We start from the raw sequence: 15637 nt of genomic DNA, 5'->3' as shown, positions 1-15637 counted from the left end.
GAAGGCGTGGCCGGTTCACCGGTTCGGTGCGGGTGCATTCCCGATGCGCAGGCACAGCCCGCACCGAACCGGCCTTTCCACTTTCCATTCTGGAGTCCCCGTGTCCCTTGACCTCGTGCTCATCTCGGTGCCGGCCATCAGCCCGGCCGTTCACCCAGCTGCCGGTCGCCGGGAGGAGCCGTGATGCACACCGTTCAGCGGGCCCTGCTGGTCGGGGCCGGACTGCCCGGCCTGCGCTATCTGCCCGCCTTCAAACGGCTGGACGGCAAATGGTGTGTGCTGGAGGGCATCGTCGGCACGGCCGCGTCCGCGGAACTGCCAGGTGTCCCGGTGTTTCCGCGGCTCGACACGGCCCTGGTGGCGCTGCGGCCACACGTGGTGATCGTGACCGCCCCACCGCCGGCGAGCCTGCACCTGGCCCGCCAGGCCGCCCGCTTCGGGGCGACCGTGCTGGTGGAGCCGCCCGTGATGATCAGCGCGACGGGATGGGTCCCCAAGCCCAGCGATGAGCGGATCTACGTGGCGTTGCACTCCCACTTCGCACCGGGGCTGGCCGGTCTGTTCCTCGAGCCGCCCGCAATCGAGCGGGCCGAGGTGGACCTGGTCTGCCACCAGGGCGCCGAGGACTTCGGGACCTGGCAGCAGTTCTGGAACCACTCCGGGGGGATCTTGCACCAGCAGGCCCTCGCCGGGATCGCGCTGGCGATGCGGCTGCTGCCCAGGTCAACGGTGCTCAAGTGCACCGGCCGCCGGTGGCACCGACGCGAGCACAGCCCGGCCGAGGACGCCATCGACGCCGAGGTGCTGTTCACCGACGGCCGCCGGCTGGCCATCGACGCCCGCACCGACGCCCCCACCGACCTGCACCGGCGCCACGAGCTGCGGCTCGTGCACGGCACCAAGGTCACCGAAATCGCCGGACGCAACCTCGAAGCAGGCCTGGCCCGGCGCACCACCGCGCCCAGCGAGACCGCGCTGCGCACCCAGATGCTGCGCGCCGTCGCCGACGTCGCCGACGACCGCCTCATGCACGCGAGCCTGTTCGAGTTGCGGGATCTGCCGAAGGTCCTGGAGGTGATCAACCGTGTCTACGCCGACTGCGTCGTGGCCCGGTGACCTTCCGGTGGAGCGGGTTGAGCGCAAAGGCCTGGGCAGCCCGGACACCCTGGCCGACGGCATCGCCGAGCTGGCCAGCATTTGCTACGCCCAGCACTGCCGAGACCGGCTCGGTGTGGTGCTGCACCACAACCTGGACAAGGTCGCGATCCACGCCGGGCACCTGCTGGTCTCCGGCGGCGCCGCCCGCTACGACACGCCGATCCGGGTGATCATCGGCGGCCGGGCCTCCAGCGCCTTCGCCGGCGAAACCATCCCTGTGCACGACCTGCTCGTCGACGCCGTCTACGAGCAGCTGGCCCTGGCGCTGCCCGGCTACGACCACCTCCTCCTCGACATCCAGGTCGAAACCGGCAACACCAGCCGGTTCGCCCACTGGTACCGGCCCCGCGGGCTGCACGACCTGCCCGAGCTCACCGAGTTGCGGTGCACCGACTCGGCGCACCTGGTCGCCTGCGCACCGCGGACCCGCACCGAGATCGCCACGCTGCTGGCCGAGGCGTGGCTGGCCGAACAGCCGTGGGCGGGCAGCGACGTCAAGGTCCACACCCTGCGCCGGGGACGGCAGCTGGAGATCACCGCCCGGGTGCCGGCACTGCTGGTCCGGGACGAAAGCCCCAGCGGTCTCACCGAATTCCGCGAGCTGCTGCGCCACGCCGAGACCACGCTCACCGAGCTGATCCACGCCGCGGCACCGGACCTGGCGGTCACGGTCGGCTGCAACACCGCCCAGCACCCCGCCGAAACCGGGGCGCTTGACGGCGACTACGTCACCCTGTCCGGCAGCGCGCTCGACCTCGGCGAGTCCGGAGCGACCGGCCGCGGCAACGACCGCCACGGCCTCATCAGCCCCGCCCACCAGGCGGGCAACGAAACCACCTACGGCAAAGACCCGACCGGGCACGTCGGCAAGGTCGCCGCGTGGCTGCTGGACGAGCTCGCCGCTCACATCGCCGCCACCCACGGGCCCTGCCGGATCAGCGGTTCCTGGCACATCGGTTCCCGCTTTGACGACCCCGCTCTGCTGCACCTCGAGGTCGACCCCGACGAGCAGCCCGCGGCCGAGGAACTGCTCGGCGAGCTGCTGCCCGCCCTCGTCGCCGACCACCGGTGGCTGGAGGACCTCCTGGACACCGAACGCTACCGGCCCCGCCGGGCGCCCTCGGCCGCCTGGGAGGCCGAACTGCGCCACCACCCCTACTTCTGACTCCTGAGCCGACAAGGGACTTGCGATGTGTCTTCGTTCCGCCCCCGCCACCGTGATCCTGGCCAGCCAGGACGCCACCGAAACCATCACCGCCGTGACGCAGGCCGTCGATGACGCGCTATGCGATGACGCCGGGCTGCTCGAGGGCGTCACCTCGCTGATGCTGCTCGCCGACGCCAGCGCCACCCCCGGCACCGCGCTGACCTTCGGTGCCGTGCGGACCCGCAACCGCAGCCTGATCCGCACCGACCGGGAGCACGGACGCGGTCAGCGGATCATGCACGCGCTCACCGAGGTCACCGCGCCCAGCCCCGTGCTCATCGCCGACACGGCCAACACCACCCCCAGCAGCGAGACCTACCGCGGGCTGCTGGACCGGGTGCGCGGCGGCGCGGCGATCGCCATCGCCGAGCACCCTCACTTCTGGGATCACGGCCACGGCCTGCTCACCGACCTGCTCGCCCGCCCGCTCACCGCGGCCACCCTGGGCCAGGACGTCCCGACCCCACTGGCCACCGACCTCGCGTTGTCGCCGAAGGCCTGGCGCACCGTCCGGGCACAGTGGACGAAACTGGCGCCGGAGCTGCGCCGCTGCGCTGGGGGACACGGCATCGACACGTTCCTGCTGCAGGCCGCGGCCACCACCGGGCCGATCGCCCGGGTGCGGGTGCCCCACGTCGGCGGGCACCCGGAACCGGCTCTGGCGCAGCTGCCCAGGATCTACCGCGACGTCGCGCCGCTGCTGCTGGCCCCGGCCGCCACCCGCATCCCGCAGGTCGTCGAGCTCGCCCTGCCCCGGCTGGCCGCCCGCAGGGTCCATCCCGAGGAGATCACCGCCCGCCGCGAGCGCCTGGCCGGCCTCGCCCGCACCGAAGCCGGAGCGCACTGGAGCGCCGCGGTGGCCGGCGCCTGGCACTCCATCGCCACCACCACCTGCGAGGACGCCCGCGACGCCGCCGACCTCGTCCTCGACACCGCCGAGCGCCTCTGGCCCGCCTTCGTGCACCAGCTGCGGCACGCCTTTCAGCTCGGCGCGACCAGCTCCGCACCGCAGTGCCAGCAGCAGCGGTGGCGCTGGTCCAGTGACGTGATCACCGCCATCACCAAGTAGCCACCCACCCCCGCACCGATCCGGGAAGGAACGAAAGCCCCCGATGTACTGGAACCTGAGGTTGGTCGCCGCCGAGCGCGGCATCCACAAGATGGCCGACCTTCAGCAGCGTCTCGCCGAGCACGGCAACAAGTTCGCCTCCGGGAAGATGTACGGGCTCTGGTCCGGGCGCCCCATCAGCGTCCGGCTCGACGACCTCGCCGCGTTCTGCGACGCCCTGGACTGCGGCGTCGAAGAGCTTTTCACCCGCGAGCCCGCCACCCTTCCCCTCCCCGCCGCCGACCCCGGCGAGCCGGACGTCACCTCGTACACCGGGCGGCGGTAACCAATGCGAGCCCGAACCCGAGCCCGTGCCCGAGCGGGAGCGCGAGCACTGCGGAAAGCCCCGGATGCCTGGGAAAAGATCGCCGAGGTGGTCCTGCGCGCCGAGCGGTGCAGCGCCGAGGCGGCATGGCAGGCCAGCGAAGCCGCAGCGACGTCCGGCCACCGCTGCACTCCAGGCGAGCTCCCGGTCCTGGTGATCCGAGCGGGTGTCGTGGCGGCGTGGTTCGTCGCCGACGGCCGCGCCCGCACCGAAAACCACGGCCTGGTGCTGATGCCCCCAGCGCCGTTGGAGCCGTGGCTGGCGCGCTACCGGCCCTGCGTGCCGTGGGTCTGGGCCGAGGAGTTCGCGCGCGTGCTCACCCACGCGGGCCACGACACGCTCGCCCGGGCCTACCGCACCGTCCAGTCCCAAGCCGACATCCACACCGGCCCCGACCAGCTGTGGGAATCACTGAGCTCCGCCCCGTCCGAGGAACACCTCCGCTGCACGACAACCACCCACCCGAGCAACTGAGCACTGCCCATGCCCGAGCCACTGACCACCGCTGAGCGCGACTCGATCGCCGCCCTGCTCGAGTCGGTCGAACCGATCAGCGCCATCGCCCGCCGAGTCGGCCGCCACCCCGACACGGTGAGCGCGATCCTGCGCTCCCGGCCCGCAACTCAGGCCGTGCGCGCCGTGGCCCTGCGCAACCGCACGATCGGCATCGTCTCCCTGCTCATCCACGGCGCCTCGATCCGCGCCGCGGCCCGTGCCCACGCCGTGAGCGCCACCCACCTCCGATGGCTGCTCGCCCCGGTCCGCCAGTGCCTCACCGAACTGCAGGCCACAACGCACTGGGACGGCGACACCGAGCCACTGCTAGCGATCCGATGCCCTCACACCGAGGACGTCACCCGCCGGTTCCAGCGCGGGCGCAGCACCGTGCGGGACGTGATCGCCGCCGCCGAGCACGCCGAGCACCACCGCCTCGACGACCTGCTCCACGCCATCGACCTCGCCCGGGCCGGCCCACGGCCCCGGCCGCGTATCCGAGCGTTCAGCGTCGAAGAACGCGCGCGCATTCGCTACCTCCGCGACATCGAGCAGCTCATGTGGAAGGACGTGGCCAGGCACTTCCCCGACCGCACCTGGGGAACCCTGGCCGCCCGGTACCACCGGGACAAAACCGGGTGGACCAGCCCGGCACCAGCCGGCACCGGCGCCGGAGCTGCGCGGGGAGGGAATCGATGAACCCGAGCAAGCCCCGATCTTCCTCCGTGAGCGACGACGAGCGCGAGGCCATCGCCGTCCTGCTGGCAGGAACCGACACGATCAACGCCATCGCCCGCCAGACCGGACGCAACCGGAACACGGTGCGCAGGATCCTGGAGCGCGATCCCGAACTCCAGCGCCTCCGTGCCGCGGCGTTGCGCACCCGCAACCTCCAGATCCTGGATGAGCTGATCAACGGCGTGCCCCCTGTGCGCATCGCGGCCTTGCACGGAGTGGGAACGCACGTCGTGAGCACCGTGGCCGCGCCGATCCGCGACCAGATCACCACCGCACGCTCCACTCGCCCGTGGACCGGAGAAGACCTGGCTCAGCTGCTCGTGTTCCGCCCGCGCATCGACACGGTGATGGCGCGCTTCACAACCGGGCGGGCCACGGTGCGCGAGGTGATCGCCGCTGTCACCGCGGCCGAGAGCGCCCTGCTCGAAGAGCTCCTGCGGGCCAGCCTCGGCGAACCTGACGCCCTTCCACCGAAACGGCAGGCCATCCGCTTCACCCAGGAAGAGCGGCTGCTCCTGGTGCGGCTGCGCGAGGTCGACAAGCTCACCTGGCCGCAAATCGCACGGCGCTTCCCCCGTCGGCACCCCCACGTGCTCCAGGTCCGGTACCACACCGACCGCACACGGCGAACCTTCGACGCCGACCGGCTCCCCGCACCGGACACCCAGCAACCCGCGATCACCCACCAGAGCGCACCCCACCACGCCCCCGACCAGGAAAGGACCTTCTGATGCACCCGACGTTGCACTGGAACCTGCGCACCACGGCCGCCCGCCGCGGCATCTGGAAATCCATCACCCTGCGGAACCTGCTGGCCGAACGGGGCTACCACTTCTCCGCCGCGAAAATGTCCTCGTTCTGGACCGGACAATTCAAGTACATCAAACCGGCCGACCTCGCCGCGTTCTGCCAGACCCTGGACTGCCGGCTGGACGAGCTCTTGACCTTCCACCCCGCGCAGTCCACGCCCGTCGAACCCGCCAAACCCGGGACCAGCCCCGACTTGTGGACCACCGCACGCGTGACACCGGAGCGGTGACCATGGGCAGCGAGCCCCGAAGCGCAGGTGCCACGGCAGGAGCACCGTCGCCGATCCGCAGCGCCCCACCGCGGTGAGCGAGCGACTGCGCGCCCGTTCCCTCCCTGACGGCGCAGGATCCAGTCCAGGGCCGGTGGAAGCGCCGAGAGGCCCGGGCCCGCTGTGCCTCACCGACGACGAGCGCAGCGACATCGCTGTCCTGCTGGCCACCACGCACTCGATCAGCACCATCGCCCGCGTGGCTGGACGAAGCGAATGCGTGGTGGCAGACGTCCTCCAGTCCGATCCCCGGGCTCGGGAACTGCGTGCCGCGGCGTTCTTTACGCGCAAGCTGACGATCCTGGAGCGCCTGCTCGCTGGCTGGACCCGCAAGCAGGTGTGGAAACGGCTCGCGATCAGCCGGACGCTGGTGGACGATCTCGCGGTCCCGATCACCCAGGAGATCGCCACCGCCCGCCGGACCCGGTCATGGACCGGCGAGGACATGGGCATGCTCACCCACTCGCGCCCGCGCATCGACCCGGTCATCGCCCGCTTCCGGACCGGCCACGCCACCGTGCACGACGTGGTCACCGCTGTGGAGGCCGCCGACCAGCACCTGGCCGAGGACCTGCTCGTCCAGAGCGCGCGCAACGCCGCCACCCGCACGCCACGACCAAAGCCCGTCCCCTTCACTCCCGAGGAACGGCTCCGCATCGCCCACCTGCGGGAGCAGGAGTGCAAGACCTGGGACGAGATCGCCCAGCACTTCCCAGGCCGCTGCGCTGACGCACTGCAACGCCGCTACTCCAAAGACCGCAAGGCCAGCGCCATCACCGCCGAACTCGGGGCTCCCAGCGCCGAGCGCCCCTCAGCACCATGCCGACAGCCAGGTGGTCGAGGACCGGCTGCGGCCGACGACCAGCCCCGTGCCACCCGCCAAGAGCGCATCCCACCAGGAAATTGAGAAGACACCGAGGTTTCCGATGCAGCGGTTCGCAGACCTGTACAGCGTCGTCTACGACCTGATCGATGACGCCAAGCGCGATCACGACCTGGTCGCGCTGCATAAGGGCTCCCACGGCTCCCCGGACCCGCATCCGGTGGTGCTGGGAATGGGACGGCACCTGTTCGACCAGGGCAGGGGACTGCTGTCCTACGTCGGGCACCGCGCGGGATCCAACGGAGCGCAGGTGATGCCCGAGCATCTGCTGCGGTTCGACCTCGCCCACCAGCCGCGGATCAGCACCCGCGCGATCGCTGCGGTCCTGGCGGCCACGATCCGCCGGGACGGGGAATCCGCGCGGGATCTGCTGGCCCGCCTGGCCGCGCGGCCGCACCGGCTCGGCCAGTACCGCGGCGGGTCCTCCGGCTTCGATGAGGAAGCACGCGCCGTGGCCGTCACGCACCTGCGGCAGGCGGGGATTCCCGCAGGGCTTTTCGAGGTGATGATCTGCTGCGGCGGCGCGAAAGGCGTGTTCATGTCCGCCTGCGGTGCGGTGATGTGCCGGCACGAGAACGAACGCGTGCACCGCATGTCCGGGCGCCTGCTGGCGCCGGTGGGCTACTACCAGTCGCTGCGGGTGGTCCCGCCGGTGTTCGGCGGCACCATCGACACCGCCAACGAGCTCACCGGCCAGACGGTGGCCGCGTGGCTGCAGCACACCAGCGATGTGGCCGGGCGGATCGTCTACGTGCCGCTGGTCAACAACGTCGACGGCCAGGTGCTCGATGAGCCCCGCGCCCACGGCATCGCCGAGGCGGTGCTGACCCACAACCACCGCCACCCGGCGAATCCGGTGTGGGTGCTCGGCGACGACGTCTACATCGGCAGCTACCTCGACGTCGCGGTGCGGCCCACCCCGATCGGCTCGGTCACCGGCACCGACCTCGGCGCCCCGGAGCTCGGGTCGATGACTGAGTGGACCGTGACGGTGGTGACCAGCTCGAAGACCTTCGCGCTCCCGACCGCGCGGGTCGCCTTCGCCCACACCAGCAACCGGGCACTGCGGACCGGAATGGCGCACTACGCCACGATGCTCTCCCACGGGCGCATCCCGCAGGGCGACGAACTCACCGCCGCGGCCGCCCTCGCCCTGACCCCGCAGAGCTGGATCGACGACTGGAACAACCGCTACCAGCAGCGCCTCCGGTGGCTGAGCGACCAGCTCGACGCGCTCAACACCGAGCTCGGCCGCCCGGTGTTCCGGATCATCCCGCCGCAAGGCGGCTGGTACGTCGCGCTGCGCATCCACCCACGGCTGCTCGGCGACCGAAGGATTCAGTCCAGTGTGGACATGCTCGCGTTGCTGCTGCACTACGACCCGCACCGCCGCGCCAGCGGCCTGGCCCTGCTCCCCGGCGAGCTCTCCGGCTACAGGGTCAGCACCGAGGCGCCGGAGTTCGTGCTGCGGCTCAGCGTCGCCGTCGACGACGAGACTCTGCGGATCAGCGTGGCCCGGCTACGCGAGGCCGCCCTCACCCTGTCCGGCCCGGACGCCGGAGCGGTCATCGACGGCGCCCTGCGCCGCGCCGAGCAGGTCGCGCCCGCGACCGTGCGCACCGGGCACATGACCTGATCGGGTAGCGGCGTGCCACAGCCGCAGCGTCGGGACCCGCCGCTACGATCACCCCCACATATAGTGGATCACCACATTCGGTAACCCTACAAATTGTGTTGAGGAGTAACGTTTTGTCCGAGGTTGTCACCCCCGCATCGGTCACTCCGACGATCACCCGGCGCCGGATGCCACGCCGCCGAGTCGGTATCCGGCGCGATGTCTCCATCGCCGGCACTGACTTCGCCGTGACGGTCAACATCGCCGACGGCGACCTCGTGGAGGTGCACCTCGCCACCGCCAAGCACGGAACCTTCGGCGCCGGCATGACCGACGCTGTCGCCCACCTGCTCACCACCGCGCTGCGCCACGGCATGCCGGTCGAGGAGTTCGTGCGCACCTTCCTCAACACCCGGTTCGAGCCGTCCGGGTTGAGCGATGACCCCGACATCGGCCGGGTCTCCAGCCCGATGGACTACCTCGCGCGCCGGATCGCGCTGGACACCCTCCCCACCGAACGCCTGGTGAGCCTCGGCATCGCCGAACCCGCCACCGCGGCATGAGCGAGGAGACGCGGGGCGAGCTGGTCGGTCACTACGACCGGCTCGCCCCCCGCTTCCTGCAGCACTGGCGCTACAACAGCGGGTTCATCACCTGGATGACCGGCCGGATCCGCCACCACACCGCCCTGGCCGGCCGCGACCGGCTCCTCGACGTCGGATCCGGCCCCGCCCTCTACGCGCGGCACCTGGCCGCGCACACCACCACCCCGGTGGTCTGCGCGGGCCCCTCGCCGCAGCTGCTCGCGCGGATCCCGCTGGACCCGCGGCTGGTCCGCCGCCACGCCACCGCTGAAGAACTCGCCGATGGGCAGGAGGAATGGGACGTCATCCTGCTCAAGGAATCCATGCACCACGTGCCCCGGCACCGCCGCCGCAGCACCCTGGCGGGCCTGGCGCGCCAGCTCGCGCCCGGCGGCCGCCTGGTCGTCATCATGCTTGCGCCGCAGCTCGGGCATCCGCTGTTCAGCGCGGCCCGCGAGCGCTTCGAGACCGCTCACTTCACCCCCGAGGCCGCCTCCCAGATTCTCACCGACTGCGGGCTGCAGGTCGCGCTCCACGACGAGCAGCACACCGTCACCATGCCCACCGAGAAGTACCTGGCGATGGTGGCCGACCGCTACATGTCGCTGCTGACTCACTTCGACGACGGCCAGCTCAACGCCGGTATCGCCGAAATCCGCCACGACAACCCCTGCGTCGACATCACCTTCAACGACCACTACGTGGCCATCGTGGCCCGGAAACCGCCCGGCCACCGTCGCCCGCATCCACCCGCACACACCCCGGAGGATCGACCATGACACCCGAGCACAACCGCGAGACCGAGTTCGACCGCGCCGAAATCCTAGAGTGGTTCCGCAGGCGCCTCCTCGAGCTGATCCGCACCGACCTCAGCGACGTGCCCGGGCTCGAACCACGGTGGGAGCCGCGGCTCACCGAAGAGCTGTTCCCGCTGGTGCTGGCGGCCATCGCCAACGACCGGGACCGCACCGCCGTCCTGCTCGACGAACACAGCACGGCGGCGCGGCCGTGGGCACGCACCCGACGCGCACTGCCCGAACTCGCCCAGCAGCTGCGCTCCAGCGCAAACACCCTCAGCGCCCCCGTTCTCGGCCCGCTGGAGCCGATCACCTGACCGCCCACCAACACTCGGGTTCCGCAGAAGGACACCCGGCGGCGCCGGGTTCTAGCGGGTGACGTCGGGCAGCGGGCCACGCACGTCCCACTCCAGCAGCTTCTTCCCGGATTCGCGGTAGGCGGCCTGCTTGGCCCGCTTGCGCGCCTCGTAGGTCGCTCGGCCCTGCACACCCCAGACCTCGACGAAGGTTTCCGGCTCGGAGTCGACGAGGACGAAGTCGGGGAAAACCGCACCGCCGTCGTAGTGCAGCGGCTTGAGAAACGCCCGGCGGGCGGCCACCAGGGCATCGGCCATCTCCGCCTCGTGGGAGGAATCGCAGGGCACGTAGGCGTCGTTGGTCAGCATCGCCGCCATGTCCTCGATCATCGGGTAACCCTTGCGGCTGCGCGAGACCAGGCACAACACCACCTGGCGGCGACCGGAACGCTCGGCTTGCGAGCTGAAAACGGCAGGGTAGGACCGCTGGACGCGGTCCATCAGCTGCTGAGTGCCGAACAACGCCGACCTCTGGTGCGCCAACTTCACCCGCACGCCGAACTCGGTGGGCTCGACCGCGCGGACCTCACCGAGCACCAGCCCCCGCCGGTGAGTCCGCCCGGTGCTGGTCAAGCGGCCGAGGAAGCGCTCCCAGGCGGCGTTGAGCTCGTCGGCGCGCTCGCGATCGAAGGCGGGCACGATCCACAACGCGCTCGCCAGCGGCCGCCGGTTGACCGTGCAGTCCCGGGCCTGCTCAGCCAGCAGACCGCGACACGCACGCCAGTTCCGGCGCCCACCGTGGGGATGCCACACGTTGAGCTGCGCGGACTCCCACAGCCAGTGCAGCAGCGCCAGCAACCCCACCGACCGCCGCCCCGTGCTCACCGAGCTGCTGCGCCCGGCACCAGCGGTGACCGGCTTCGGCGCCGGATCAGCCGAGACACCCGTGACGGTCAGCTCCTCCGACAGCCGGATCGACGTGCCCTCCTTGCCCGCGACGATGGCCGCCGAGTACGTGCTGCGCCCCGAGACCTCGGCCGGACTGCGGAACCAGTGGCAGCCCGGCGCGTGCTGGTGCCCGCTGGACGGCCAGTTCGCCAGGTGATACCGCCCCTCCCGGCAACGGATCACCAGCCTCACGACCTGATCATCCCGGCACAAGCACACCGCGTGCCCGAACTCGCTGCGGGCCCGCCCGAACAGCCTCGTGTACCGATCCGGGTTCTTCTTCAGCGCCGCCACCGCGACGACCTGGTCGGCCAACCGCACCTGGGAACCCGTCGAAACCTCGCCCGTAGCCGGCACACCGGTGGGCTCACCACCAGGGAAAGAGGCCATGACCGACGTCCTCCCGCCAGAGGCTTTCGCTGCTCCAACTACTACAGCGATCCTCCCAGGATACGGCTCCACTGTCGTGCGCACTTCCACCACAGACGACCGCAGAAAGGTCGGGCGGACGGTTGAGCGAAGTGGGTGCTCGCCCGCAGTGCGATGGGCGGTCAGTGTTCGCGGCCGAGCAGCATGTGCGGGTAGCCGCGGTTGATTTCCTCGCCGAGGTCGAGCTGTAGGGATGCGATGAACTGCTCCAGTCGTTCAGTAGCGTCGTCGATGCTCTCCGCGTCGCCCTTGAACTCGAACTCGACGAAGTCACCGCCATCAACGACGTGATCGAAGACGACCTCGACGTCGGGAAGCCGGTACTCCAGACGGGTTTTGTCAACGGTGACCAACGGCTGGAAGTCGAGTGCTTCGAGCATCCTGCGGACGGCCTCGACGTCGTTAACACGGCTCTCGAACTCGTCGGCGTGAGTCTTGGTCACGGCCTCCACGGGATACCAACGCTTGAAGTTGAGCGAGGAGCCACGGTCCTCGGTGCGGAGCCGCAACCAGTCGGAGATGACTTCGGAGGCGAGGAAGTCGCGGTGCGGGGCGTTGTAGTAGACGTCGATCTGCCGACTCGGTTCGCTGGGCTTGGCGCCGAGCTGTTCGAGCGCGTCCTGGAGAGCGGACGGGTCAGGCAGGGCGAACTTCTTTTCAATCTCGATGTACTGCACGGGAAGCCAGCCTTTCATTGTGGTGATGGAATAGCGCGGTGATGTCGTCGATCTCGTCCTGCCTGAGCGGATTGTCCAGGCAGGTGAGTGTGGTGGTGATCTGGTCGGCGTTGCGGAATCCGAGCAATACGGCGGCGTCGGGAGCGTGCTGGAGGGCGTAGCCGACAGCGATCCGGGCAAGGGCAGCCGGTGTGGTGCCGAACCTGGTGCGCAGGGCAGCGAGTTTGCGGTCCAGCGTGGCCAGCGCACTGGGCTGGAACTGCGGATCCCGGGAGCGGTGATCGGTTGGGCTGAACACTGGTGGCGGGCAGGCGGGGTCGCGCAGCAGCAGGCCCTGGGCGAGGGCTTGCTTGATGAGCACGCCGACGTGGTGGCGGCGGGCGAAGGTGAAGATGTCGGTCTCCTGCGCGGTGTAGCGGGGGCTGAGCACGTTGTACCGCACGGTCACGACATCCGGATGGATCTGGTGAAACAGGTGCAACCATCGGGTGATGGTCGCTGCGTGCTCATCGTTGCCGGCGGCCCATTGTTCGGCGAAGGTGTGCGGTGCGCGTATCCCGACGGCGCGGATCAGACCTTGTTCTCGAAGGTCGTGCATCACCTCGACCGCGCCGGCCAGGTACTGGTCGTTGTCCCCGAAGTCAGTGCTGTGCAGGAAATAGAGGTCCAGGTAGTCGGTACCGAGGTTGTCCAAGGTGGTGGCGAACTGGCGGCGGATCTGGTCGGGGTGGTACGGGTGGCAGGCGGTGCCGGCGAAGTAGCCGACCTTGCTGGAGAGCACCAGGTCTGCGCGACGGGTGTCGCGCAGGAGACGGCCGAGTAGGCGTTCGGACCGGCCGAGGCCGTAGACGTCGGCGGTGTCGAACAGGCTGACACCGAGTTCGCGGGCGCGAGCGAGCCCGGCGAAGGCCTCTTCTTCCTCGATGTGATCCCAGCCGATCGGGAGACCCCGGTTGGTGGCTGGGCCGCCGATGGTCCAGCAGCCGGCGCCGAGGACGGAGACCTCGGCGTCCAGGCCGCGCAGAAAGCAGCGCTGCACGGACATCCGCATATTCTCCTTCCGGTCCGGGTCAGGTTCCGCAGGGGTCGGCAGCGTTGATCAACCGCCAGGTCGTGGGTTCTGCCCAGCGGTCGTGTTCGCGATGCAGGAGTTGCCGGTGCCGATCGGGCAGGCCGTCGCTGACCGGGCCCAGGGCGGTCTCGAGCTCAGCCGCCAACGCGGCAAGAAACTCCTCGGCCAGAGCCGCGCACCGGGAAGTGAGCTCCTCCGGTCGGTGCGGCCGGAGATCGGTGGCGGCCGCGGCGTCGATCAGGGCGCCGAGCAGCTGATAGGCGGCGGTCTTGATGCTCCGGCGGAGTTCGCGGACCAGTTCGTAGGGGCGGCCCTGAAGGATCTTCTCCATGCTCTTGAGCGTGTAGTCGAAGGCGAAGTTGCGGTCGATCCACAGCTGCGCCCACTGCGAGGCCACGCCGATACGCCAGTCGGCGAAGCGGGCGTGCACCCGCCCCATCGACGGGTCGACTGCCCCGGTGAGCCGCGAGGCCTCTGCCTTGCGGGTGTAGGCGGCGCCGATCAGGCATTCCATCGACACGAGCATGTAGCTGATGCCGGTGTAGAACGGCAGACCCGTGGTGTGCTCGGCCACCCAGTTCTGGTCCCGGACACCATCGACGATCTCCTCGACGCTCAGCTCGGGCTGAGGACGCATCAGCAGGTCGGTGCGCCCTTGGAAGGCGTAGGTCTGCTGAAGCTCGAAGAGGGTCATGAGCTGGTCGAAGGTGATGTAGGTGAACCGGGGTGGCACCCCGAGTGCGGTCAGGGTGCGGATCGCCAGCACGTTCTGGGCACTGGTGGTCTCCTTGTTGAACCGTTCCAGGATGGAGGTCACGCCCGACTCGACGCCGAACAGGCAGCGCCGTAGCCCGCGGTCGACCAGGCCTCGCCACAGATGGCCGCGCTGGATGTGCCAGTCCCGGCCTTGGTCCAACCGCACGGCCTGATCGACCCTGCAGGACGTTTCCCAGGCGAATCCGGCCTGGTGGAGTGTGTCGGCGACCTTCAGGGCACGGGATTCCGCGTCCGGGCCCCGGCCGATGAACTCCTCGTCGACGAGGTACAGGATTCGCCCGGCGTGCGGGTGCTGGTCGGCAATCGCACCAATTTCTTTCAGCAGCCATGGCAACGCGTCCGGTTCCGCACCGGACCACTGTCCTTTGTGGCCCCGAGGGCAGAACGAGCAGAAGTTCGTGCAGCCACGGCTCGATTCGAGCTGGGCGACTCCGTTGTGGGCGAAGGTCTTGTCCAGGAGGTCCAGCTCGGGCCAGATGTCGGTCTGCAGCCGATTCGCGACGGTTGCGCTGCGGCGGCGTGCTCCGATCGACAGCGTGCCTTTCCCTCGAGCGGCGCCGGTGTAACCGGCGCCGCGGATGTGGGACACGGCAAGGTCGTTGTGCCAGTGCGCGAGCACATCAGCGATGGTGGGCTCGCCGGCACCGCGCCCAATGATCAGCTCCGGGTAGCGCTCCAGCAGGAACTGTTCGTTGCGGGCGGTCAGACTGCCGCCTGCGACCACCATCGGTGGGCGCTGCGCGCTGGTGATTTCGTCGAGCAAGTGGGCCATCAGGTCGTGTTGGCCGAAGGTCGCCGAGATCCCTACGATGTCGATCCCGCCAGTGGCGACGCGGGCGAGGATGTCTTCCATGGACACGCCGAGCTGCATGTCCATGAGCTCGACCTGACCGAGCAGGGTAGCGCGGGCCGCCCGCGCGAGATCGGAGATCGCCAGCGGAAAGCGAGGCAGCGGGAAGTTCTCCGGGTGGTACAGCGAGGCCAGCAGAAGTCGTGGCCGCAGCAGCCGATGGCGTCCTTCCCGGGTGATTTCCGCGGTGGCCAGCCAGCTGTCCGAGTCGCTGATCGTCATGTGCTCGGCGGTCCAGGCCGGCCACACGCGGGTGCTGTGCGGTTGACCGGACAGGTCAGCCACGGTCCAGCAGCTGGTTACGGCATTACCCGGTTCGTGCTCGATCAGGGCCAGCCGTCGGTCCAGCGTGCCGGTCACCACGACCGTCCGCCCGTCGACGTGCTCGCGGAGCGCTGCGTGGATGTGATCGGGGTTCGCCAGCGGCGTGGACCACACCGCGCTGCCAGCGGCGGGCAGAGTGGTGGTGACATGGGCGAGGGCATGGGCGAGCCGATCACGTGGAGACAGGCGCAGAGCGCGCATCCGATCCTCCGGTGATGTCGTTGCGGAAACAGGTATTTCAGGGCAGGAAGCACCCGCTCCGGGTCCATGCCGAGA

17 protein-coding genes are annotated in these 15637 nt (G+C 69.9%); 13 read left to right on the top strand and 4 right to left on the bottom strand.

From position 1 onward, the window contains the following. The first annotated feature begins 183 nt into the window (after positions 1 to 183). The 13 genes from OU416_RS09780 (at position 184) to OU416_RS09720 (ending at position 10305) form a co-directional block, all read left to right on the top strand. Positions 184 to 1116, top strand: coding sequence for a Gfo/Idh/MocA family oxidoreductase (locus OU416_RS09780; RefSeq protein WP_270926552.1), 933 nt, complete (start codon positions 184 to 186; stop codon positions 1114 to 1116). Continuing rightward, positions 1085 to 2323 (top strand): methionine adenosyltransferase, encoded by a 1239-nt coding sequence (locus tag OU416_RS09775; protein ID WP_270926551.1) that lies wholly within the window; start codon positions 1085 to 1087, stop codon positions 2321 to 2323. Before OU416_RS09780 ends, OU416_RS09775 begins: the two co-directional genes overlap by 32 nt. Positions 2324 to 2348: 25 nt before the next feature. Then, positions 2349 to 3434: a hypothetical protein gene (locus OU416_RS09770; protein ID WP_270926550.1), complete on the top strand. Its 1086-nt coding sequence runs from the start codon at positions 2349 to 2351 to the stop codon at positions 3432 to 3434. Between the two features lie 43 nt (positions 3435 to 3477). Then, positions 3478 to 3759 (top strand): helix-turn-helix domain-containing protein, encoded by a 282-nt coding sequence (locus tag OU416_RS09765; protein ID WP_270926549.1) that lies wholly within the window; start codon positions 3478 to 3480, stop codon positions 3757 to 3759. 87 nt (positions 3760 to 3846) lie between these two features. Then, on the top strand, positions 3847 to 4272 hold the full coding sequence (locus tag OU416_RS09760; protein WP_270926548.1) for a hypothetical protein: 426 nt from the start codon (positions 3847 to 3849) through the stop codon (positions 4270 to 4272). A gap of 9 nt (positions 4273 to 4281) precedes the next feature. Next, positions 4282 to 4992 carry a helix-turn-helix domain-containing protein gene (locus OU416_RS09755; RefSeq protein ID WP_270926547.1) on the top strand — a complete coding sequence of 237 codons (711 nt, stop codon included), beginning with the start codon at positions 4282 to 4284 and terminating at the stop codon, positions 4990 to 4992. A 26-nt stretch (positions 4993 to 5018) separates the two neighbouring features. After that, positions 5019 to 5762 carry a helix-turn-helix domain-containing protein gene (locus OU416_RS09750; RefSeq protein ID WP_270926546.1) on the top strand — a complete coding sequence of 248 codons (744 nt, stop codon included), beginning with the start codon at positions 5019 to 5021 and terminating at the stop codon, positions 5760 to 5762. Next, the gene (locus tag OU416_RS09745; protein ID WP_270926545.1) at positions 5762 to 6070 is read left to right on the top strand and encodes a helix-turn-helix domain-containing protein; all 309 of its coding nucleotides are present in this window, start codon (positions 5762 to 5764) and stop codon (positions 6068 to 6070) included. Before OU416_RS09750 ends, OU416_RS09745 begins: the two co-directional genes overlap by 1 nt. Positions 6071 to 6203: 133 nt before the next feature. After that, positions 6204 to 7016, top strand: coding sequence for an SANT/Myb-like DNA-binding domain-containing protein (locus OU416_RS09740; protein WP_270926544.1), 813 nt, complete (start codon positions 6204 to 6206; stop codon positions 7014 to 7016). Between the two features lie 19 nt (positions 7017 to 7035). Next, a complete protein-coding gene (locus tag OU416_RS09735; RefSeq protein WP_270926543.1) occupies positions 7036 to 8628 on the top strand; it encodes an aminotransferase class I/II-fold pyridoxal phosphate-dependent enzyme in 1593 nt (530 codons plus the stop codon). Positions 8629 to 8855: 227 nt separating this feature from the next. Then, entirely contained in the window at positions 8856 to 9170 is a 315-nt protein-coding gene (locus OU416_RS09730; protein ID WP_270926542.1) for a TSCPD domain-containing protein, read from the top strand. After that, positions 9167 to 9970, top strand: a complete 804-nt coding sequence (locus tag OU416_RS09725) for a class I SAM-dependent methyltransferase (protein ID WP_270926541.1) — start codon at positions 9167 to 9169, stop codon at positions 9968 to 9970. The genes OU416_RS09730 and OU416_RS09725 overlap by 4 nt, the downstream gene beginning before the upstream one ends. Continuing rightward, positions 9967 to 10305 carry a hypothetical protein gene (locus OU416_RS09720; RefSeq protein ID WP_270926540.1) on the top strand — a complete coding sequence of 113 codons (339 nt, stop codon included), beginning with the start codon at positions 9967 to 9969 and terminating at the stop codon, positions 10303 to 10305. Before OU416_RS09725 ends, OU416_RS09720 begins: the two co-directional genes overlap by 4 nt. 51 nt (positions 10306 to 10356) lie before the next feature. Here OU416_RS09720 and OU416_RS09715 read toward each other — a convergent pair whose 3' ends face one another. From OU416_RS09715 to OU416_RS09700, 4 genes are all read right to left on the bottom strand, one after another. Beyond that, positions 10357 to 11622: a DUF1173 family protein gene (locus OU416_RS09715; RefSeq protein WP_270926539.1), complete on the bottom strand. Its 1266-nt coding sequence runs from the start codon at positions 11620 to 11622 to the stop codon at positions 10357 to 10359. A 161-nt stretch (positions 11623 to 11783) separates the two neighbouring features. Beyond that, positions 11784 to 12338 carry a class IV adenylate cyclase gene (cyaB, locus tag OU416_RS09710; protein WP_270926538.1) on the bottom strand — a complete coding sequence of 185 codons (555 nt, stop codon included), beginning with the start codon at positions 12336 to 12338 and terminating at the stop codon, positions 11784 to 11786. Further along, positions 12319 to 13383, bottom strand: a complete 1065-nt coding sequence (locus OU416_RS09705) for an aldo/keto reductase (RefSeq protein WP_270926537.1) — start codon at positions 13381 to 13383, stop codon at positions 12319 to 12321. The genes cyaB and OU416_RS09705 overlap by 20 nt, the downstream gene beginning before the upstream one ends. 25 nt (positions 13384 to 13408) lie before the next feature. After that, a complete protein-coding gene (locus OU416_RS09700; RefSeq protein WP_270926536.1) occupies positions 13409 to 15562 on the bottom strand; it encodes a B12-binding domain-containing radical SAM protein in 2154 nt (717 codons plus the stop codon). Positions 15563 to 15637: the final 75 nt, after the last annotated feature.

This window comes from Saccharopolyspora indica (assembly GCF_027853965.1).
Classification (GTDB): domain Bacteria; phylum Actinomycetota; class Actinomycetes; order Mycobacteriales; family Pseudonocardiaceae; genus Saccharopolyspora; species Saccharopolyspora indica.
This window is presented reverse-complemented; position numbering and strand designations above follow the sequence as displayed.